Source organism: Actinoplanes oryzae (assembly GCF_030757795.1).
Taxonomy (GTDB): Bacteria; Actinomycetota; Actinomycetes; order Mycobacteriales; family Micromonosporaceae; genus Actinoplanes.
Window position 1 is genome coordinate 17,415 of the sequence record NZ_JAUQWH010000034.1, and the last position, 18,922, is coordinate 36,336.

Annotated in this window: 20 protein-coding genes; 11 read left to right on the forward strand and 9 right to left on the reverse strand. The window is 72.1% G+C overall.

Annotation, left to right across the window (positions count from 1 at the left end; genetic code table 11):
* The 5 genes from RBH18_RS14160 to RBH18_RS14180 are packed head-to-tail and all read right to left on the reverse strand — an operon-like array spanning position 1 to position 5,178.
* Positions 1-792 carry an ABC transporter ATP-binding protein gene (locus tag RBH18_RS14160; protein WP_306207730.1) on the reverse strand — a complete coding sequence of 264 codons (792 nt, stop codon included), beginning with the start codon at positions 790-792 and terminating at the stop codon, positions 1-3.
* Positions 789-1,643 (reverse strand): ABC transporter ATP-binding protein, encoded by an 855-nt coding sequence (locus tag RBH18_RS14165; RefSeq protein WP_306207732.1) that lies wholly within the window; start codon positions 1,641-1,643, stop codon positions 789-791. The genes RBH18_RS14160 and RBH18_RS14165 overlap by 4 nt, the downstream gene beginning before the upstream one ends.
* Positions 1,640-2,503, reverse strand: a complete 864-nt coding sequence (locus RBH18_RS14170) for an ABC transporter permease (RefSeq protein ID WP_306207735.1) — start codon at positions 2,501-2,503, stop codon at positions 1,640-1,642. The genes RBH18_RS14165 and RBH18_RS14170 overlap by 4 nt, the downstream gene beginning before the upstream one ends.
* Positions 2,500-3,483, reverse strand: a complete 984-nt coding sequence (locus RBH18_RS14175) for an ABC transporter permease (protein WP_306207736.1) — start codon at positions 3,481-3,483, stop codon at positions 2,500-2,502. Before RBH18_RS14175 ends, RBH18_RS14170 begins: the two co-directional genes overlap by 4 nt.
* Before the next feature lie 6 nt (positions 3,484-3,489).
* Positions 3,490-5,178, reverse strand: a complete 1,689-nt coding sequence (locus RBH18_RS14180; protein ID WP_306207739.1) for an ABC transporter substrate-binding protein — start codon at positions 5,176-5,178, stop codon at positions 3,490-3,492.
* Positions 5,179-5,384: 206 nt separating this feature from the next.
* Between RBH18_RS14180 and RBH18_RS14185 the strand changes: the two genes are divergently transcribed.
* Genes RBH18_RS14185 through RBH18_RS14215 form a run of 7 tightly spaced genes read left to right on the forward strand, consistent with a single transcriptional unit; the run spans position 5,385 to position 11,259 of the window.
* Positions 5,385-6,059 carry a DUF1684 domain-containing protein gene (locus tag RBH18_RS14185; protein ID WP_306207740.1) on the forward strand — a complete coding sequence of 225 codons (675 nt, stop codon included), beginning with the start codon at positions 5,385-5,387 and terminating at the stop codon, positions 6,057-6,059.
* Positions 6,056-7,540, forward strand: a complete 1,485-nt coding sequence (locus RBH18_RS14190; protein WP_306207742.1) for an ABC transporter substrate-binding protein — start codon at positions 6,056-6,058, stop codon at positions 7,538-7,540. Before RBH18_RS14185 ends, RBH18_RS14190 begins: the two co-directional genes overlap by 4 nt.
* Complete coding sequence (locus RBH18_RS14195; RefSeq protein WP_306207743.1) at positions 7,540-8,490, forward strand: ABC transporter permease; 951 nt, start codon at positions 7,540-7,542, stop codon at positions 8,488-8,490. The genes RBH18_RS14190 and RBH18_RS14195 overlap by 1 nt, the downstream gene beginning before the upstream one ends.
* The gene (locus RBH18_RS14200; RefSeq protein WP_306207745.1) at positions 8,487-9,299 is read left to right on the forward strand and encodes an ABC transporter permease; all 813 of its coding nucleotides are present in this window, start codon (positions 8,487-8,489) and stop codon (positions 9,297-9,299) included. Before RBH18_RS14195 ends, RBH18_RS14200 begins: the two co-directional genes overlap by 4 nt.
* Positions 9,296-10,084: an ATP-binding cassette domain-containing protein gene (locus tag RBH18_RS14205; RefSeq protein WP_306207748.1), complete on the forward strand. Its 789-nt coding sequence runs from the start codon at positions 9,296-9,298 to the stop codon at positions 10,082-10,084. The genes RBH18_RS14200 and RBH18_RS14205 overlap by 4 nt, the downstream gene beginning before the upstream one ends.
* The gene (locus RBH18_RS14210; protein ID WP_306207749.1) at positions 10,077-10,868 is read left to right on the forward strand and encodes an ABC transporter ATP-binding protein; all 792 of its coding nucleotides are present in this window, start codon (positions 10,077-10,079) and stop codon (positions 10,866-10,868) included. Before RBH18_RS14205 ends, RBH18_RS14210 begins: the two co-directional genes overlap by 8 nt.
* Positions 10,849-11,259 carry an ankyrin repeat domain-containing protein gene (locus RBH18_RS14215; RefSeq protein WP_306207751.1) on the forward strand — a complete coding sequence of 137 codons (411 nt, stop codon included), beginning with the start codon at positions 10,849-10,851 and terminating at the stop codon, positions 11,257-11,259. The genes RBH18_RS14210 and RBH18_RS14215 overlap by 20 nt, the downstream gene beginning before the upstream one ends.
* Here RBH18_RS14215 and RBH18_RS14220 read toward each other — a convergent pair.
* Positions 11,256-12,134: a LysR family transcriptional regulator gene (locus RBH18_RS14220; protein WP_306207753.1), complete on the reverse strand. Its 879-nt coding sequence runs from the start codon at positions 12,132-12,134 to the stop codon at positions 11,256-11,258. The genes RBH18_RS14215 and RBH18_RS14220 overlap by 4 nt on opposite strands.
* 84 nt (positions 12,135-12,218) lie before the next feature.
* On the opposite strand from RBH18_RS14220, the gene RBH18_RS14225 reads away from it, so the two are divergent.
* On the forward strand, positions 12,219-13,448 hold the full coding sequence (locus tag RBH18_RS14225) for an MFS transporter (protein ID WP_306207755.1): 1,230 nt from the start codon (positions 12,219-12,221) through the stop codon (positions 13,446-13,448).
* Here RBH18_RS14225 and RBH18_RS14230 read toward each other — a convergent pair.
* Positions 13,351-14,115, reverse strand: coding sequence for a GNAT family N-acetyltransferase (locus RBH18_RS14230; RefSeq protein ID WP_306207757.1), 765 nt, complete (start codon positions 14,113-14,115; stop codon positions 13,351-13,353). The two genes, RBH18_RS14225 and RBH18_RS14230, sit on opposite strands and share 98 nt — an antisense overlap.
* Positions 14,116-14,171: 56 nt before the next feature.
* Here RBH18_RS14230 and RBH18_RS14235 point away from each other — a divergent pair, with 56 nt between their 5' ends.
* Positions 14,172-14,975: a class I SAM-dependent methyltransferase gene (locus RBH18_RS14235; RefSeq protein WP_306207759.1), complete on the forward strand. Its 804-nt coding sequence runs from the start codon at positions 14,172-14,174 to the stop codon at positions 14,973-14,975.
* 92 nt (positions 14,976-15,067) lie between these two features.
* Entirely contained in the window at positions 15,068-15,754 is a 687-nt protein-coding gene (locus tag RBH18_RS14240) for a LiaF transmembrane domain-containing protein (RefSeq protein WP_306207761.1), read from the forward strand.
* Here the strand turns inward: RBH18_RS14240 and RBH18_RS14245 are convergent.
* A complete protein-coding gene (locus RBH18_RS14245) occupies positions 15,738-16,697 on the reverse strand; it encodes a hypothetical protein (protein WP_306207762.1) in 960 nt (319 codons plus the stop codon). The genes RBH18_RS14240 and RBH18_RS14245 overlap by 17 nt on opposite strands.
* A 478-nt stretch (positions 16,698-17,175) precedes the next feature.
* Here RBH18_RS14245 and RBH18_RS14250 point away from each other — a divergent pair, with 478 nt between their 5' ends.
* Positions 17,176-17,943 (forward strand): NYN domain-containing protein, encoded by a 768-nt coding sequence (locus tag RBH18_RS14250; RefSeq protein WP_306207764.1) that lies wholly within the window; start codon positions 17,176-17,178, stop codon positions 17,941-17,943.
* Positions 17,944-17,961: 18 nt separating this feature from the next.
* Here RBH18_RS14250 and RBH18_RS14255 read toward each other — a convergent pair whose 3' ends face one another.
* Positions 17,962-18,918: a phosphotransferase gene (locus RBH18_RS14255; RefSeq protein ID WP_306207766.1), complete on the reverse strand. Its 957-nt coding sequence runs from the start codon at positions 18,916-18,918 to the stop codon at positions 17,962-17,964.
* Positions 18,919-18,922 lie beyond the last annotated feature (4 nt).

Below are 18,922 nucleotides of genomic sequence, written 5' to 3' on the forward strand. Positions count from 1 at the left end.
CTATGGAGCCGACCGCAGCCGGCGGATCGCGCGCTCCGGATCGGGTGCGGCATCGGCCAGCAGGCGGGTGTAGGGGTGGCGGGGGCGCAGGATCACGTCGTCGGCCGGGCCGCGTTCGACCACCCGGCCCTCGTGCAGCACCAGGATCTCGTCGGAGAAGTGCCGGGCCGTCGCGAGGTCGTGGGTGATGTAGAGCACGCCCAGGTGCTCCTCGCGCTGCAGCGTGGCGAGCAGGTTGAGCACCCCGAGCCGGATGGACACGTCGAGCATGGACACCGGCTCGTCGGCGACCAGGATGCCCGGGCCGGGGGCGAGGGCCCGGGCGATCGCGACCCGCTGCCGCTGCCCGCCGGAGAGCTCGTGCGGCCGCCGCTGCGCGACCTGCGCGGCCGGGGTGAGCCGGACGCGTTCGAGCAGGTCCAGGACCCGCTCGCGGACCGCGGCGGCGGGCATCCGCGGGTGGTGCAGGCGGATCGGGCGTTCGAGGTGGTGCCGCACGGTGTGGTACGGGTTGAGCGAGGCGAACGGGTCCTGGAACACCATCTGCACCCGGCGCCGGTACGTGGCGTCCCCGGCCCCGTCGAGCCGGACCCGCCCGGCGGTCGGCTGTTCGAGCCGCAGCAGCAGCCGGGCGATCGTCGACTTGCCGCTGCCGCTCTGTCCGACGAGCGCGATCGTGCGCCGGGGCTCGAGCGTGAAGCTCACGTCGTCGACCGCCCGCAGCCGCCGCGACCGCAGCCCCTGCCGCAGCCGATACTCCTTGACCAACCCCTCGGCCTCGAGTGTGGTCATGCCGTCCCCTCCTGGGCCGGGAGCCGGATGAACGCGCCCCGCGGCCCGGTCAGGCTGGGGAAGGAGCCGAGGAGCCGCCGCGTGTACTCGTGCGCCGGCCGCCGGTACAGCGTCACCGCGTCGGCCAGCTCCACGATCGCCCCGTCCCGCATCACCGCGATCCGGTCGCTGATCTCCAGCAGCAGCGGCAGGTCATGGGTGATGAAGACGACGGCGAAGCCCCGCTCGGCGCGCAGCCGCATGATCTCCCGCAGGATGTCGCGCTGCACCACGACGTCGAGCGCGGTGGTCGGCTCGTCCAGGATCAGCACCTGCGGCTCGAGCGCCATCGCCATGGCGATCATCACCCGCTGCCGCATGCCGCCCGACAGCTCGTGCGGATAGGCGGACAGCCGCCCGGGATCCACGCCCACCATGGCCAGCAGCTCCGCACATCGCTCACGCCGGGCCCGGCGGCCCATCCCCGGCCGGTGGGTGGTCAGCACGTCCTCGAGCTGAGCCCGTACGGAGATGACGGGGTTGAGGGAGTTCATCGCCCCCTGGAACACCATCGCCACCTGGTCCCACCGCACGGCCCGCAGTCGCCGCGGGCCGAGCCGCTGCCAGTCCACGCCAGTCCCGTCCCGGTCGTGGAACACCGCCGAGCCCCCGGTGATGACGGCGGGCGGCTTGAGCAGGCGCACCAGCCCGTACGCGAGGGTGCTCTTGCCGCACCCGCTCTCCCCCGCCAGGCCCAGCACCTCGCCGTGGTGCAGCGTGAAGGACACGTCCCGCACGGCGTGCACCACGGGGTCCCCGGCATAGTCGACGGTGAACCCGCTCACGGTCAGGACGGCCGGTTCGCCGCTCATGAGCGCAGCCGGGGGTTGATGATCTCGTCGATCGAGAAGTTGATCAGCGACAGCGCGGCCCCGAAGAGCGCGAGCAGCAGGCCGGGTGGCACGAACCACCACCACGCCCCGAGCCGCAGCGCCAGGCCGTTCTGGGCGAAGTAGAGCATGGTGCCCCAGGTGAAGGAGCCGGTCGCGCCGAGACCCAGGTACGAGAGCCCGGCCTCCCCCAGGATCGCGAAGATGACCGCGAAGACGACCTGGGCGGCCAGCAGCGGGACCAGGTTGGGCAGGATCTCGACGGTCAGCACCCGCCACCGTTTCTCGCCGGCCACCCGGGCGGCCAGCACGTAGTCGCGGTTGCGCAGGCTCAGCGTGGAGCCGCGCAGCACCCGGGCGGAGCCAGCCCAGCCGGTGAGGGACAGGACCAGGGCGACCAGCCACAGGCTGCGGTCCGCCACGTAGCTGGAGATCACGATGACCAGCGGCAGCCCCGGTATCACCAGCATGATGTTGGTGACCAGGGAGAACAGCTCGTCGACCCAGCCACCGGCGTAGGCCCCGGCGACGCCGGAGAAGGCCGACAGCAGCAGGGTCAGCACGCCGACTATCACGCCGACGGTCAGCGAGCCGCGCGTCGCGTACGCGAGCTGGGCCAGCACGTCCTGGCCGGTCTGCGTGGTGCCCAGCAGATGGTCGCGGCCCGGCCCGGTCAGCCCGGCCTCGCTGACCCGCGCCGGGTCGTCCACCAGCCACGGCCCCACCAGCCCGAACAGCGCGACGATCCCGGCGAGGACCAGACCCGTACCGAGCTTGCCGGTCAGCCGGGGCCGGCGGAGGCGGACGGCGGGCACCACGGCGTCCGGCGTGGTCGCGATCATGCGCGGGTCCGTGGGTCGATGACCGAGTGCAGGAGGTCGACCAGCAGGTTGGCGCCGAGCACGGCCAGCGTGATGACCAGGAAGATGCCCTGCATGAGCGCGTAGTCGTTGCTGTTGACCGAGTCGAGCAGGACCGAGCCGATGCCCGGGTACGAGAAGACCGCCTCGGTGACGATCGATCCGGCGACGACGAACCCGAGCGAGATGGCGAAGCCCGAGACCGACGGGAGGATCGCGTTGCGGGCCGCGTACGTGCGCATCATCCGGCCGGTCCGCAGGCCCTTGGCCTCGGCGGTCAGCATGTAGTCGTCGGCGAGGACCGCGACCATCATGTTGCGCATGCCGAGCAGCCAGCCGCCGACCGACGAGATGATGATCGTCAGCGCGGGCAGGGTGCCGTAGCGGAGCACGGACGCCACGAAGTCCGGGGTCCAGCCGGGTGTCACGGTGTAGACGTCGTAGCCGCCGTTGAGCGGGAACACCGGCCACACGCTGCCGAAGACGAAGAGCAGGATCAGGGCCAGCCAGAAGTACGGGACGGACTGGAACATCGTCGTGGCCGGGATCAGGTGGTCGAGCCACGAGCCGCGCCACCAGCCGGCCAGGGTGCCCAGCCCGATGCCGAGCACGAAGGACAGCACGGTGGCCAGTCCGATCAGCCCGATCGTCCACGGCAGGGACTGCCCGATGACCGAGCCGACCGAGCCGGGGAAGTAGGCCACCGAGACGCCCAGGTCACCCGTGGCCAGGCTGTGCAGGTAGTCCCCGTACTGGGAAAGCAGCGACCGGCCGGAGCCGGTGCCGAGCAGGGCCTCGACCGACGCGCGGGCCTCCGGGGTGACCGGGCCGCGCTGGCCGAGCCGGGCCAGCAGGATGTCGACGGGGTCGCCCGGCATGAGCCGCGGGACGACGAAGTTGACGGTGATCGCGGCCCACCCGGCGACCAGGTAGAACCCGAGTTTGCGCAGGAGCTGACGCACGCCGGGCTACTTGACCGGCTTGAGGTTGCACAGGACGATCGCGTTGTCCCAGACCTTCCACGTGGCCGGCACGGCGTACTGGTTGTTCTCGGCCGGCCAGCCCGTCGCCCGGCTGGTGTTGAACTCGGTGAGCATCGAGTTGACGTAGATCGGGATGTAGGGCAGGTCGCGCACGATCTCGCGCTGGATGATCCCGTACTGCCGCTGCTGCGCGTTCTCGTCGCGGGTGCCCGCGGCCGTGGCCAGCGCGGCGTCCACCGCCGGATTGCTGTAGCGGCCGTAGTTGCCGTTGTTGCCCGCGCTCTCGCCGACCTTGCCCGTGGTCGCGGTCGAGTAGAGCCGGTTGTAGATGTAATAGGGGTTGGCCGACGGCCCCAGGCCGATCGAGTCGAGCGACAGCTGGAAGGTGCCCCGCACCTCGTTGTTGTTCCACTCGTTCCAGGACAGCTGGGTGGGCTTGAGCTCGATGCCCACCTCCCTGAGCTGCTGCGTCATCGCATCGTTGAGCGAGATGTAGTCGCTCCAGCCGGTGACGGTCTGGATGGTCAGGGTGAGCCGCTTGCCGTCCTTGCCGCGGATGCCGTCGGCGCCCTTGACCCACCCGGCCTGGTCTAGGATCCGATTGCCCTGCGCCACGTCGGGGCTGCCGGGGATGGTGACGGTGGCCGGGTCGGCGATCCACTTGCGGTCGCGCCCGGGCAGCAGCAGCGTCGCCGAGGCCGGTTCCGCGAAGCCGCTGCCGGCCAGCTTGTTCAGCTGGTCCCGGTGGAGCGCGTGAAAGATCGCCTGCCGGACGGCGACGTCGGTCTGCGGTCCGGTGCAGCCCAGCGCCGCGTTGGAGCAGGTGTAGACCGACGTGGTGAGCAGCGGGGTGTTGACGTACGAGAGGTCCTTCCGGCCCGCGATGATCTTGTCGAGGCTGGGGATGAAGCTGCTCATCCAGTCGACCTGCCCGGCGGTCAGCGCGGCGCTCGCGGCGTCGGCGTTGGCCAGCTGCAGATAGCGGACCTCGGCGATCTCCGGCTTGCCCGCCTGCCAGTAGGCCGGGTTCTTCTCGATCACGTACGACTGCGGGGTGAAGGACTTCTTCCGGTACGGGCCGGTGCCGACCGGGTCGGCGTTGGGCGTCTTACCCGGGTCGCTGATCGTCGTCCACACGTGCTTCGGGACGATCGGCGTGTTGCCGAGCAGGTCGGGCTCGGAGGCGAACTGCCGGCCCGGGAAGGTGAGCACGGCGGTGTGCGGATCGGGGGCCACCGCCGACGTCAGCTCGACCCCGGACGCGTTGATCGCCGGGGTCCGGCGGATCAGGTCGAACGTGTAGGCGACGTCCTCGGCGGTGAAGGGCTTGCCGTCGGACCACTGCACGCCGTCGCGCGTGGTGATGGTCAGCTGCTTGCCGTCCGGGCTCCACGCGAAGGCCGTCGCGAGCATCGGCTGCGGAGCCGCGCCGGTGGCCAGGTTGTAGAAGAACAGCGGCTCGTAGACGAGGCCGAGCGTGGGCTGCAGCGGGGCGGGCAGGAACGGGTTCCAGCTCTCGGTGACGGTGCCCGAGTTGCCGGCGACCGTGATCGAGCCGGCCGCTCCCCCGCCTCCCGTCCGCCCGGACGAGCCGCCGGTGCACGCGGCCGCCACCACCAGCGTCACGGTGGCGATCGCCGCGGCTCCGGCGACGCGGTTCGAAGTCCATGCCATCGCGGATCCCCTCACGTCGGAGCGGGCTTCCGCACATTCTTAAGCTGCTTAAGTTGCCGCTGTCAAGAGAATGTCATCGATGGGCACCGCTCGCGGGCGGGACGGCAAGTGCGATGCCGATCACGGGTGTGACGACGCGAACATGGCAGCTAGACCCACCTGTCTCATAGGGTTGACGCCTCAAGGACCAGGAGAGACGAGGACGCATGACCCAGGCCGAGGCGCACGACAGGTGGCGCGAGGCGCGCCGCCGCAAGGTCACCGCGCCGCAGGGAAATCTGGCGCTGATCGACACGCGCTGGGGCGAGAGCGACGCCGAGGCCGCGCTCGCGGGGCAGCCCGGCACCGTCACGGCCACCCACCTGCGGCGCACGGACCTGCTCACCGGGCTGGAGCAGCAGGGCATCCGGCTGTGGGACGCCGACTCGCCCGCGATCCGGGCCTTCGAGGGCATCGACACGTACGCCTATGACCCGGCGTGGGTCCTGCCGGCGCGCTTCGTCGAGGTGTCCGAGTCGCGCCAGCTGCCGTTCGAGCACCTGCGCGACGAGGGCCGCACCCGCGACCTGGTCGTGCCCGGCGACCTGCACGTCACCATCGCCGGCGAGGACTACACGTTGAGCGCGTTCGACGACGACGGCACGCTGCTGCTGGTCTTCGGCGATCCGACCAACGGCAAGGAGACGTACGCGACCGGGCGCTTCCTGTTCGTCGAGCGCCAGGAGACGGTCGAGCTCGACTTCAACCGGGCCTTCGTGCCGCCGTGCGGCTTCTCCGACCACTTCAACTGCCCCCTGCCGCCCCGCCAGAACCGCATCGCCGTGCCCGTCGAGGCCGGCGAGAAGCTGCCCCTTTTCAGCAAGGAGAACGACCCCCGATGAGAAAGACACTCGTAGCGGCCGCCGCCCTGAGCCTGACGCTGGCGCTCGCGGCCTGCGGGGGCGGCGGCAGCGGCGACACCGCGAAGGGCGGCGACGCCGCGATCATCCAGGTCGGCTCGATGTACGAGCCGCAGAACCTCGACAACACCGCGGGCGGTGGCCAGGGCGTCACCGAGGCGCTCAACGGCAACGTCTACGAGGGCCTGTTCAAGCTGACCGACGACGGCAAGGTCGAGCCGCTGCTCGCCCAGGACCAGAAGGTCAGCGACGACGGCCTCACCTACACGTTCACGCTCCGGCCGAACGTCAAGTTTCACTCGGGCAAGGCGCTGACGAGCAAGGACGTCAAGGCGAGCATCGAGGCCGTGACGGCGGAGAGCTCCAAGTCCGCGCGCAAGTCGAGCCTGCCCGGGATCACGTCGATCGAGACCCCGGACGACGCGACCGTGGTGGTCAAGCTGGCCACGCGGTCCATCTCGTTCGTCTACAACCTGAGCTACATCTGGATCTTCAACGGCGACGCCAAGGACCGCACGACCGCCGCCGACGGCACGGGACCGTACCAGCTGGGCGAGTGGAAGCGCGGCTCGACGCTGACGCTGACCCGCAACGACGCCTACTGGGGCACCAAGGCCACCAACGCCGGCGTCGTCTTCCACTACTTCACCGACGCGACGGCGCTCAACAACGCGCTGCTCACCAACGCGGTCGACGTGGTGACGAGCGAGCAGAGCCCGGACGCGCTGTCCCAGTTCGAGAACAACAGCGCCTACAAGGTGAACAACGGCCAGTCGACCACCAAGCTGCTGCTGGCGTTCAACGACAAGGTCGCGCCGTTCAACGACGTCAAGGTGCGGCAGGCGATCAGCGCCGCGATCGACGACAAGAAGCTGCTCAGCTCGATCTGGGGCGACTACGGCACGCCGATCGGCTCGATGGTGCCGCCGAGCGACCCGTGGTACGAGGACCTGACCTCGGTCAACGCCTACGACCCGGAGAAGGCGAAGCAGCTGCTCGGCGGCAGGACGCTGGCCTTCACGCTGGACACGCCCAGCTACGACCCGCACCCGACCGCGGCGACCTTCATCAAGTCGGAGCTCGCGAAGGTCGGCGTCACGGTGACCATCAACACGATCACCGCCGACGAGTGGTACACGAAGGTCTACCAGAAGCACGACTTCCAGGCGACGATGCAGGAGCACGTCAACGACCGGGACGTGGTCTGGTACGGCAACCCGGACTTCTACTGGGGCTACGACAACAAGCAGGTCACCCAGTGGATCGACCAGGCCGAGCAGGCCAAGACCGCGGATGAGCAGACGGCGCTGTTGAAGCAGGCCAACCGGCAGATCGCCGAGGACGCGGCCAGCGACTGGCTCTACCTCTACCCGCAGATCGTGGTGGCCTCGTCGAAGCTGACCGGCTACCCGGTGAACGGCCTCAACTCGCAGTTCTACGCGTACGGGATCAGCAAGAGCTGATGATCCCGTACCTGCTGCGGCGGACCGCGATCCTGCTGGGGTCGCTGGTCCTCGCGGCCGTGGTGCTGTTCGTGCTGCTCCGGCTCCTGCCGGGCGACCCGGCCAACGCGCTGCTCCCGGTGGGTGCCACCGCAGAGCAGATCGAGGCCGCCCGGCGGGAGCTGGGCACGGACGCGCCACTGGCCACCCAGTTCCTGCACTGGCTGCGCGACGTGGCCACGCTCGACCTCGGCACGTCGCTGGTCAGCTCGCTGCCCGTCGGGCCGGAGATCGGCGCGCGGCTGCCGGTCACCGTGCCGCTGACGCTGTCCGCGTTCGTGCTGGCCGTGCTGGTCGCGGTGCCGGTCGGCGTGCTCGCCGCCACGCGCGCCGACCGCTGGTACGGCCCGGTCCTCAACGCGATCGCCCAGCTCGGCATCGCCGTACCGGCGTTCTGGGTGGGGTTGCTGCTCATCACCGTCTTCGCGCTGCGGCTGCGCGTGCTACCCGCGGGCGGCTTCCCGCCGGACGGCTGGGCCGACTTCGGCACCGCGGCCCGGTCGCTGGTCCTGCCGGTCGTGACGGTCGCGCTGGTCATGTCCGCTTCGCTGATCCGGTACGTCCGGAGCGCCACCCTCGACGTGCTGGGCTCCGACTTCCTGCGCACCGCGCGGGCGCTCGGCGCCTCCCCGTCCCAGGCGCTGTGGCGGCACGGGCTGCGCAACGCGGCCGTACCGGTGCTGGCGGTCCTGGCCATGGAGCTGGCCACCACGTTCCTCGGCGCGGTGGTCGTGGAGAGCGTGTTCGCGCTGCCCGGGCTCGGGGGCCTGCTGACCCGCGGCATCAGCCAGCACGACTATCCGGTCGTCCAGGGCGTGATGCTGGTCAGCACGGCCACGGTGCTCGTCGTCGGCTTCCTCGGCGACATCGCCCAGCGCCTCGCCGACCCCCGGCTGCGGGTGCGCTCATGAGCCGCCGCCGATCGTTCCACCTGATCATCGGCCTGATCCTGGTCGTCATCGTCGCCGGTGCGGTGCTGGCGTCGTACGTGTGGCTGCCCTTCGCCCCGGACGACACCTCCGGCGGCCGCCTGACCCCGCCCGGGGGCGACCACCTGCTCGGCACCGACAAGCTCGGCCGCGACCTGTTCACCCAGCTGCTGATCGGCGGCCGCATCGCGCTCGGCACGGCCCTCGGCGCGGTCGCGGTCGGCGGCCTGCTCGGGGTCGGCGCCGGACTGCTCGCCGGCTTCGCCACCCGGTGGCTCGACGACGCGGCCGCGGTCGTGCTCGACATCCTGATCGCCTTCCCGACGCTGCTGCTCGCGATGCTGATCGTGGCGGGCACGGGAGCCTCGCTGGGCACGGCAATTCTGGCGATCGGGCTCGCGATGGCGGCGATCGTGGCGCGGCTGACGCGCGTACTCGTCAAGCAGGTCCTCGCCCGCGACTACATCACGGCCGCGCGGGTCGCCGGCGTCTCCTGGCCCCGCATCGTGGCCGGGCACGTGCTGCCCAACATCGCGCCGGTGCTGCTGGTCAACCTGGCGTTGCAGGCGGGGCTGGCGGTGCTGGCCGAGGCCAGCCTGTCCTACCTGGGCCTGGGCACTCCCCCGCCGAACGCCTCGTGGGGCCGCATGCTGTTCGAGGCGCAGGCGACCGTGCTGACCGCTCCGGCCGCCGCGCTGGCGCCGGGCCTCGCGCTCGTCGTCCTCGTGATCGGCATGAACCTCACCGCCGACGGCCTCCGCGACCTGACCGACCCGAGGCGGCGCTCATGACCCTGCTCACCGTCGACGGCCTGACCGTCGGGGACTCCCTGGTGTCGGACGTGTCGTTCGCCGTGGCGCCCGGCGACCGGGTCGGCCTGATCGGCGAGTCGGGCTCGGGCAAGTCGCTCACGTCGCTCGCGGTCCTCGGGCTGCTGCCGCCCGGCCTGTCCGCGTCCGGGAGCGTCCTGCTGGACGGCGTCGACATGCTGCACGCCCCGGAGCGCCGCCGGACGGGCGTGCGCGGCCGTGTTGCCGCGGTCGTCTTCCAGGAGCCGCTGACCGCGCTCGACCCGCTCATGCGCGTGGGCCGGCAGATCGCCGAGCCGTTGCGACGTTTCCAGCGCCTGCGCGGCCCTTCGCTGCGCGACGCCGTGCACGCCGCCCTCGACGAGGTCACGCTCACCGACACGACGCGGATCGCCCGCTCCTACCCGCACCAGCTCTCCGGCGGGCAGCGGCAGCGGGTGGCGATCGCCATGGCCCTCGCCTGCCGGCCCCGGCTGCTGGTGGCCGACGAGCCCACCACGGCGCTCGACGTCACCGTGCAGGCCGAGATCCTCGACCTGCTCGACCGGCTCGTCGCCGGCCGCGGCACGGCCCTGCTCTTCATCACGCACGACCTGCCCGTCGCCGCCCGTGTGGTCCGCGACACGCACGTCATGCGGTCGGGCCGGATCGTCGAGTCCGGGCCCATCGGGTCGCTGATCGCGGCGCCCGCGCACGACTACACCCGTACGCTCGTCGACAGTGCGCGCCGCTTCGACGCCGCCCTCGAGAGGACCGGCCGTGGCTGACGCCCTGCTCGCCGCCGACCACGTCGGGTTCGCGTACCGGGGCGGGACGCCGGTCCTCGAGGACGTGTCGCTCGCCGTCCACCCCGGACGCAACGTCGCCCTGGTCGGCGAGTCCGGCGCGGGCAAGTCGACGCTGCTGCGCCTGCTGCTCGGCCTGGCCACCCCCACCTCGGGCACCATCGGGTACGCCGGCAGCCCGCTCACCCGCGCCCGCATGCGCGACTACCGCCGGGCCGTGCAGGCGGTGTTCCAGGACCCGTACTCGTCGCTGGACCCCCGGCAGCGCATCGGCCGCATCGTCGCCGAACCGCTGCGCGGCCTGGGCCTGGGCACCGACCCGGCCCGGGTTGCGGAGGCTTTGACCGCCGTCGGCCTGCCCGCCGACACCGCGACCCGCTACCCGCACGAGTTCTCGGGCGGCCAGCGCCAGCGCATCGCCATCGCCCGCGCCATCGTCTGCGACCCCCGCGTCCTGCTCGCCGACGAACCGGTCAGCGCCCTCGACCTGACCACCCGCATCCGCATCGTCGACCTCCTCGCCTCCCTCTGCGCCGATCGCCACCTGACCATCCTCCTGGTCTCCCACGACCTGGGCGTCGTCGCCGAACTGTGCCACCACACCGCCGTCCTCCAGCACGGCCGCATCGTCGAACAGGGCGACACGTCCGCCGTGCTGGGCGCGCCCGCCCATCCGTACACGCGGAAGCTCCTGGCCAGCGTCCCCCGCCTGCCCCCGCACGCCGCACCGGGCGACAATGGACCACGTGAAGCGGCGCCGGCGTAAGAAGCTGCAGCGGAGTCTGGTGGAGGCGGCCGGCTGGGGCCCGATCGGGCGGGTCGCCGAACTGCTGCGCGCGGGCGCCGACCCCGACCTGCCCGACCGCCACGGCAGCACGCCGCTCTACCGCGCGAGCGTGCAGAACATGCCCGGAAACATTCGCGTGCTGGCGGCCGCCGGCGCGGACCCCGGCCGGGAGAGCGGCACCGGCGACGAGGGCCTCCCCCTGTGCGGCGCCGCCTGCTGGGGGCACGAGGCCGCGGTCCGCGAGCTGCTGGCGGCCGGCGCCGACCCGCACCAGCGCGAGGACGGCGGCCGGGGCCGCACGGCCCTCGAGTGGGCCGAGGCCGGCGACCATCGCGCGGTCCGCGAGCTGCTGACGGCGGCGGGAAACTAGTCGTACGCGGGGGCGGCGCGCAGGTGGGCGACGAAGCGGGCCGCGGGCGGGGCGAGGGGGCGGTCCCGGCGCCAGGTCAGGCCGATCTCGCGGGCCGTGCCCGGGTCGGCCAGGGGGATGCCGATCGTGCCGGAGGCGCCGGCGAACTGCTCGGCGACGATGGCGCTGCCGAGGCCCGCGCCGACCAGGCCCTCGATGGTGGCCAGGTCGCCGCTCTCGAAGGCGATGCGGGGTGTGGCGCCCGCCGCGGCGAAGAGGGCGTCGGACAGGGTGCGGAAGCCGAAGCCCCGGGGCAGCGTGACGAAGTCCTCGCCGTCGAGGTCGGCGACGCGGACCCGGCGGCGGCGGGCCAGCCGGTGGCCGGGCGGCACGACCAGGACCAGGCGCTGGGTGTGCAGGGGCAGCCAGTCGTAGCGGGCGTCGTCCGGGCGGGGGGCGGTGATCGCCACCTCGGCGGCGCCGGCGGCCAGGTCGGACAGGATCTCGTGGGCGGGCTCCTGGGACAGGTCGACGCGGACGCGCGGGGCCCGCAGCCGGAAGTCGCGCAGGATCCGGGGTACGAGCGACGTCGCGATCGAGTCGAGGAAGGCCAGGCGCACGGTGCCCGCGTCGGGGTCGAGCAGCCCGGCGAGCTCGCGGCGCATCCGGTCGTGGCGGGCGACGATGTCGCGGGCGGCGGCGAGGACCAGGTCCCCGTACGGGTTCGGCCGCACGCCCCGCGCGTCCCGCTCGAACAGCCGGGCGCCCAGCTCGTGCTCGATCCGCGACAGCAGCCGGGACAGCGTGGGTTGCGTCACCCGCAGCTCCTCGGCGGCCTCCGTGACCCGGTCGTGCCGGGCCAGGGTCAGCAGGCTGCGCAGCTCCTCCACCTCCATGAGCAGCCACTATACGTCCGGCGCATCGGGACAGCCGAGAACATTCATTGGACGTATGGCCGGCGGCGCGGTGACATGGGTCCGGTGAGCACTGGTCATCGCGCCGGGGAGCCCGGCTACCGCCGCGTCTGCCTCGCCCTGTTCGCGGCGGGGGTCGCGAGTTTCGCCTCGTTGTACAGCACGCAGGCGGTGCTGCCCGAGCTCGCGGCGGCGTACGGGATCAGCACCACCCGCAGCACCCTGTCGCTGTCGCTGGCCACGGGCGGGCTCGGGGTCGCGCTCCTGGTGGCCGCCGTGCTCGGGGACCGCGCCGGGCGTACCCGGCTGGTGAAGGTGTCCCTGCTCGTCTCCGCCGTGCTGGGTCTCGCCTGCGCGGCCGCTCCCGGCTGGCCCGCGCTGCTCGGGCTGCGCCTGGCGCAGGGGGTCGCGCTGGCGGGGCTGCCCGCGGTGGCCACCGCCTATCTGCGCGAGGAGCTCGACGCGGGGTCGCACGCCCGGGCGGCGGGGCTCTACATCGGCGGGACGGCGCTCGGCGGCATGACGGGCCGGCTGCTCAGCGGGTGGGTGGCCGAGGCGGCCGGCTGGCGGTGGGCCCTGGCCGCGGTCGCCGTCGTCGCGCTGGTGTGCGCGGGCATCGTCGTGGTCCTGTTGCCGGAGTCACGCAACTTCGTGCCCGGCGGGCGGCGGCTGCGGCCGGCGGTGACCGACCCGGCGCTGCTGGCGCTGTACGCCATCGCGGCCTGCGGGATGGGCGCGTTCGTCGCGGTCTACAACGCGATCGGCTTCCGGCTCGCCGCGGCGCCGTACGGGCTGGACGCCGCCGCCCTCGGCGCGATCTTCCTGGTCTACCCGGCCGGATCGGCGAGCTCGGCGGTCGCGGGCCGCCTCGCCGACAGGTACGGCCGCCGCGCCGTGCTGCCCGCGGGCTCCCTGATCTTCGCGGCGGGCATCGCGCTCACGCTGCTCGGCCCGCTCCCGTGGATCATCGCGGGCCTGGCCGTCATGACCGCCGGCTTCTTCTGGGTCCACGGGGTCGCGAGCGGCTGGGTCCCGGTCCGCGCCCACGCCGGCGGGGCCGGGGGCGCACAGGCGGCGGCGCTGTACTACGTCGCGTACTACGCGGGGTCGTCGGTCTTCGGCAGCATGGCCGGCCTGGGCTGGACCGCCGTCGCCGCCCTCGCACTGGCCCTGGTGGCGGTCACCGGCGTCCTCGCGCTCACGCTTGCAGGTACGCCCAGTGCTCGACCGTCTCGAACCCCATCGACCGGTACAACGCGAGCCCCGGCTTCGACGGCTGCAGGTACGCGACGGTGACCCCGGCGGCGAAGGCGTCCCGGACGGCGACCTCGGTGACCAGGCGGCCGTAGCCCCGGCCCCGGTGCCCGGGCGGGGTGGCGATGTTGAAGATGCCGGCGAAGCCGCCGGTGCGCAGACTGTACGCGGTGGCGACCGGCTCACCCGCGTGCTCGGCCAGGTAGGCTGTGGCGCCCGGGGCGTCGAGGACCGGCCCGCTCATCAGGATGTCGAACGGCTCGCGCGGCGCCTCGAAGCCGGCCGCGAGCGTCCCGGTGTAGACGTGCTGCTCGGCGGACGTTACCCGGCGCACCGTGACGCCGGTCGCCCGGGACAGGCCGAGGCGGGCCCGCTGTGGGGTGGCCACCATCAGCGGGACCTCGCCGCTCGGCCGCAGACCGTACCCTCCGGCGATCTCCACCACGGCGGGTGACGCCTCGCCCCGCACCTGGATCGACCAGGGCAACCCGGTGGCGGGCAGGCGGGCCGCGAGCCGCGCGATCTCGGCGGGGTCGGCCTCGCGGGCCCGGGTGAAGACGCCGTTGAGGCCCGCCATCGGCGCGCCGGAGACGAGCAGCTCGGTGCCGTGCGCGCCGGACTCCGCGAAGCCGGTCGGCGACGCCGCGGCGAGCACGCCGATCGCATCGTAGAAGGCCGCCGCGGTCCGGTCGGCGAGGGCGAGATCCACCCGGGAAGGATGCCACGGCCGTTGAGCCGATCGTGGCAGCCGACCTAGAGTGAACCATGTCCACGGATGCCGTGCACGGCTACGCGTACGACAACGACAGCACGCAGGCCGAGGCCCACCACCGGGCGCTCGCCGACCTGCTCGACCGGCAGACGCAGCTGCGTCTCGACGACCTGACCGACCTGACCGGCAAGCGCTGCCTGGAGGTGGGCGCGGGCGGGGGCAGCATCGCCCAGTGGTTCGCCGAGCGGGTCGGCCCGCACGGCAGCGTGCTCGCGACCGACATCAAGCCCGAGCACATCCCCCGCAGTCACGTGCTCACCCCGCGCCGGCACGACATCACCTCCGGCGAGCCGCTCGGCCGCTTCGACGTCGTGCACGCCCGGCTGCTGCTCGGCCACCTGCCCGCCCGCGAGGCGGCCCTGCGCCACCTGATCGACGCCGTCGAGCCGGGCGGCGTGCTGCTCACCGAGGACTTCCTGCCGACGCCCGACGACGACATCGTCGCGGCCGCGCCCGACGCGGAGACCGCCGAGCTGGTCGACCGCTACAACCGGCTGCAGATGCGCACGCTGGAGAGCCACGGCGCCGACCGCACCTGGTCACGCCGCGCCCTGTCCGCCTACCTGGACGCCGGCCTCACCGAGGTCGAGGTGACCGTGCACGGCACCACCTGGCGCGGCGGCGGCCCGGGCTGCCGCCTGCTGCTGGCGGGTCTCGGCCAGCTGCGCGAGCCGCTCGAGGCGCTCGGCATGACGGCCGGCGACCTCGACCGGGTGGCCGCCGCCCTCCAGGATCCCCGGCTGATCCTCAACGGTTACCTGGTGTACCTGACAAGCGGCCGCAAGCCCCAGAATTGAGGCGCCCGGTCCGGATTGGAGCGGCTGGGAACACGCCATCCATGGTTGGATTCGGAGGTGCACAAGCGTCGTCGTCCCCGTAGGAGGCCCGGGTGAGCCGCGGTGGCCGGTTCTTCGCCGCCGGACTGGTGCTAGCCGGGGCACTGCTCCTCCTCGATCGGACGGTGCCCGCGGTCGACCTTACCGGGACGGCAGCGCGATGGTGGCCAGTCGTCCTCATGGTCGTGGGGGTCGTCGGCGTCGTCCGGCTGCTTCCCGCGCCCGACGCCATGATCGGTCCGCTGCTCCTGCTGCTCACCGGCGGTGCGGCACTAATCTTGACCGTGCAGCCGGTGCCGGCATGGGCCCGGCCCTTGTTGTTGCCGTTGCTGCTCCTCACCGCGGGCGTGACACTCCTGCTTCCCGGTGGCGGCGCACGGTCCGGGAACGCCGATGGCGGTCTCGTGCGACGCGAATATGTTCTGGTCGCCAGGCCCGTGAGGTGGGATCCGGACAAGCACCCCTTGCTGGATGTCCGGACCCTCGCCGGCGGCTGCGTGCTGACCATACTCAGGCCGCCCGAACGCTTGCCGGAGGAACCGGCGCCCCGCCTGGAGCTGAAGTCTGCGCTCTCCGGGCTGGACATCATCGTGCCGCATGGTCTCAAGGTGCACGTCGATGTGCGGGGCTGGGGTGCGCGGTCACAGATCGACACTGCTCCGACCAAAGCCGACGCGGCGGACGTCACGATAGTGGCGTTGTCAGCCTTCAGTTCGCTGCGCGTCAGAGTCGCCGTCTAGGGCGTCGCCGGCGGAGATCCTGCAGAAGGATCGCCATGTCGCTGTCCGCGCGGGCATAGGGGACGTTTGCTGTCTGGCTACCGCCCCAGAGGTTTCCCAGCTCCCGGTTGACGGCTCGCTCGCCCTCCGTGTCGATGGGCATGTCGAGACGCATTTCCTGAAGGAGTCGCACGCGGTAGACATCGACGGCAGCAGTCACGGTGATGCCGTAATTCTCAGCAGCGGCAAGAGCCGCTTGGTAAGCGATGACAGCAGCTAGAACAAGTGCGCCGGGAAGCAGCCACCACAGTGGGTAGGCGAACAGCAGACCAGCCGAGATCAGCGCACTCACCCCGAAGGTCAGGCACAGACGACAGGCGGTATCGAGCTGGGTCCGCGATCTGTTGATGTAGCTCAAGGCCGAGTCGGGGAGCACGAAGTACAGGCGCGGCCACAGTTCTATAGCATCGATCCCGTAGGGCTTACCGGCGCTGCTCTCGAAGGCCCGGAGCCGATTGCCGAGGGTCGTAGGCAACAGGTCCTCACCGTCGGGGTACCGCCGGACCGCTCGCACGAAGCTTCCGGCCGGGACACCTCTGACTCCTGCTGTCTGCTGGAGGAACTGTGCCTTTTCCTTCCGGCGTCGCTGAACGGCACGGCCCGCCTCCGCCAGTCGGCGGAAGGGTCCAAGGTCCGGCCAGTACCCCTCCAAAATCCGCACGGAGGCAAGCTCCAACGGCTCCAGCAACAGAGCCGCTACCGCAATGACCACCGCTGCCGCGGCAGCACCCCACCATCCGAAGCGTCCAGCCTGCTCGACCAGCTTGTCCGCATCAGGAGCCCGGACAGGCGCACCGGCCAGAGCCAGCGCAGAAACGAGACAGGCCAGGAAGGCCGCGGGCAGCGCGTTGACGACCTTGAAGCGGAACGGGACATCCGCGAAAGCATCACCGGGCGAGACCAATCAAGCCTCCACTCGGTGCAGCGCACAGCGGAAGTCGGCAGCAGTGTGCCGGCCCTGGACGTAGTCGACGGTCACTGACTCGTTCCGGCACCTGTCATAGAAGCACCGCACACGGACTGGGCCGTTCGCGACGAAAAAGCTCCTGCCTTTGTGACCCGGCGCCCGACAGCCGGTCGAGTCCGACAGGTGCTGGAGAAACATGCGCCAGGAACAGTCCGGGCACCGTGCCAGCCGCCCGCCATCCGAATGACCTTCGAGCTGGTTCTCGGCGAAGTACAGCGGGAGGAGCAGCGAACCGAGCAAAGCGGAGCGCATCATTGGCTCCCCTCGACGACGGTCAGCGTGACGCTACGCCGCGATCCTGGGAGCGACTGTCGGATCGAGGACAGCAGATATTCCCACCTGGCGAGCACAGACACCGTGGGTGAGCGGGGTGCCCGCGCCGCAACCGCCCTGGGCAGGGTCGTAGGCTGCGCCGATGAGTACGGGGACGGACACGTCGGCGCGGCTGGCGGTGCTGATCGACGCGGACAACGCGCAGCCGGCGATCGTGGACGGGCTGCTGGACGAGATCGCGAACTACGGGACGGCGCACGTCAAGCGGGCCTACGGCGACTGGACGGGCACCGGGCTGCGCGGGTGGAAGGATCAGCTGCTGGCGCAGTCGATCCAGCCGATCCAGCAGTTCGCGTACACGTCCGGCAAGAATGCCACCGACGCGGCGATGATCATCGATGCGATGGACCTGCTCTACTCGGGGCGGTTCGACGGGTTCTGCATCGTGTCCAGCGACAGCGATTTCACCCGGCTCGCCTCGCGCATCCGCGAGTCGGGACTCATCGTGTACGGCTTCGGCGAGCGCAAGACGCCGAAGCCGTTCGTGGCCGCGTGCGACAAGTTCATCTACACCGAGAACCTGCGCGCCCCGGTGGCCGAGGTGGTGCCCACCGAGGCCGAGGCGCCGGCCGTCGGCGCCCGGACGCGGGAGCAGCTGCGGGCCGACAGCGCGCTGGTGAGCCTGCTGCGCCGGGCCACCGAGAACGCGTCCGGCGACGACGGCTGGGCCCGGCTGGCCACGGTGGGCCAGCTGATCACGAAACAGCAGTCGGACTTCGACTCGCGCACGTACGGGTACGCCAAGCTGGGCCTGCTCGTCACCGCCACGGATCTGTTCGACAGCGAGCGGCGCGAGTCGGGCGAGGGAAAGGGCAAGGTCGTCTGGGTGCGCGACAAGCGCCGCCGCTGAGGCCCGCCCGCACGCCCGTCAGGAGCGGTCCAGCAGGCGCAGCGCCGCCGGGCCCCACCCGGTCGGGTCGGCGCCGGTCGGCACCATCGCCAGGGCCTGCCAGCGCAGCAGGATCGGGAGCCACTCCGCTTCGGGCGGGGTCAGCGGGCGCACCGATTCGTAGCCGGCCAGGAAAGTGGCGTGCACCTCGGGCGGCACCGGCCCCCAGTCGTGGTAGCGGGTGCCGAGCAGGATCGCCGCCCGGGCCAGCTCGGTGACCCGGTGCTCGTGCCGGGCGTCCTCGAAATCGAGGAAGGCGGCGACCTCGTCGCCGGCCCAGAGGATGTTCGCCGAGCGGATGTCGAAGTGGACGAGCTGCCGCGGCAGCGGTCCGGCCGGCGCGGCAGCGACCAGCGCACGCAGCCTGTCCCGGGCCGCCACCGGGAGCTGCCCGGCGCGGGAGTCCAGCCAGCCCGGGATCTGGTTCACCAGCGGCAAGGGCGCGGGGAACCGGTCGGCACCCGGCCAGACCGCGAGCGCATCCTGCAACCGGGCCAGCGCCGCGCCGGCCGCCCGCACCTGGCCGGAGTCGGCGGTGTCGAGCAGCTCGCCGGCGATCACCCGCTGCAGCCCCACCGAGACTCCCCCGGCCTCGACCTGCAGCCGGCCGTCCGACGCGGGAACCGGCGCCGAGACCGGCAGCCCCCGCTCGCCCAGCCAGGTCGTGAGCCTCGCCACCTCGGCCAGCCGCGGGAAGAGCCCGGCGACCACCGACCACTTGAGCAGCATCGGGCCGTCCGGCGTCCGCACCCAGGCCAGCGCGTTCCCGTCGCTCATCACGATCCGCTCGCAGCGCCCGGCGCGCACTCCCCAGTGCTCGTCCAGCACGGCGGCGACCCAGCGCCCGGCCGCCTCGGCGTCGCCGAAGCCGAACCTCTCGGTCAGCACCTCGCCCGGGTCCCGGGCCTCCCACAGCATCTCCAGCACGGCGCGCATTGAA

Bases quoted from the DNA above. Each gene is read 5' to 3' on its own strand.
- RBH18_RS14250 (WP_306207764.1), top strand. From the start codon at position 17,176: ATGAGTACGGGGACGGACACGTCGGCGCGGCTGGCGGTGCTGATCGAC.
- RBH18_RS14235 (WP_306207759.1), top strand. From the start codon at position 14,172: ATGTCCACGGATGCCGTGCACGGCTACGCGTACGACAACGACAGCACG.
- RBH18_RS14205 (WP_306207748.1), top strand. From the start codon at position 9,296: ATGACCCTGCTCACCGTCGACGGCCTGACCGTCGGGGACTCCCTGGTG.
- RBH18_RS14180 (WP_306207739.1), bottom strand. From the start codon at position 5,178: ATGGCATGGACTTCGAACCGCGTCGCCGGAGCCGCGGCGATCGCCACC.
- RBH18_RS14190 (WP_306207742.1), top strand. From the start codon at position 6,056: ATGAGAAAGACACTCGTAGCGGCCGCCGCCCTGAGCCTGACGCTGGCG.
- RBH18_RS14195 (WP_306207743.1), top strand. From the start codon at position 7,540: ATGATCCCGTACCTGCTGCGGCGGACCGCGATCCTGCTGGGGTCGCTG.
- RBH18_RS14160 (WP_306207730.1), bottom strand. From the start codon at position 792: ATGACCACACTCGAGGCCGAGGGGTTGGTCAAGGAGTATCGGCTGCGG.
- RBH18_RS14220 (WP_306207753.1), bottom strand. From the start codon at position 12,134: ATGGAGGTGGAGGAGCTGCGCAGCCTGCTGACCCTGGCCCGGCACGAC.
- RBH18_RS14170 (WP_306207735.1), bottom strand. From the start codon at position 2,503: ATGATCGCGACCACGCCGGACGCCGTGGTGCCCGCCGTCCGCCTCCGC.
- RBH18_RS14255 (WP_306207766.1), bottom strand. From the start codon at position 18,918: ATGCGCGCCGTGCTGGAGATGCTGTGGGAGGCCCGGGACCCGGGCGAG.
- RBH18_RS14165 (WP_306207732.1), bottom strand. From the start codon at position 1,643: ATGAGCGGCGAACCGGCCGTCCTGACCGTGAGCGGGTTCACCGTCGAC.
- RBH18_RS14200 (WP_306207745.1), top strand. From the start codon at position 8,487: ATGAGCCGCCGCCGATCGTTCCACCTGATCATCGGCCTGATCCTGGTC.
- RBH18_RS14185 (WP_306207740.1), top strand. From the start codon at position 5,385: ATGACCCAGGCCGAGGCGCACGACAGGTGGCGCGAGGCGCGCCGCCGC.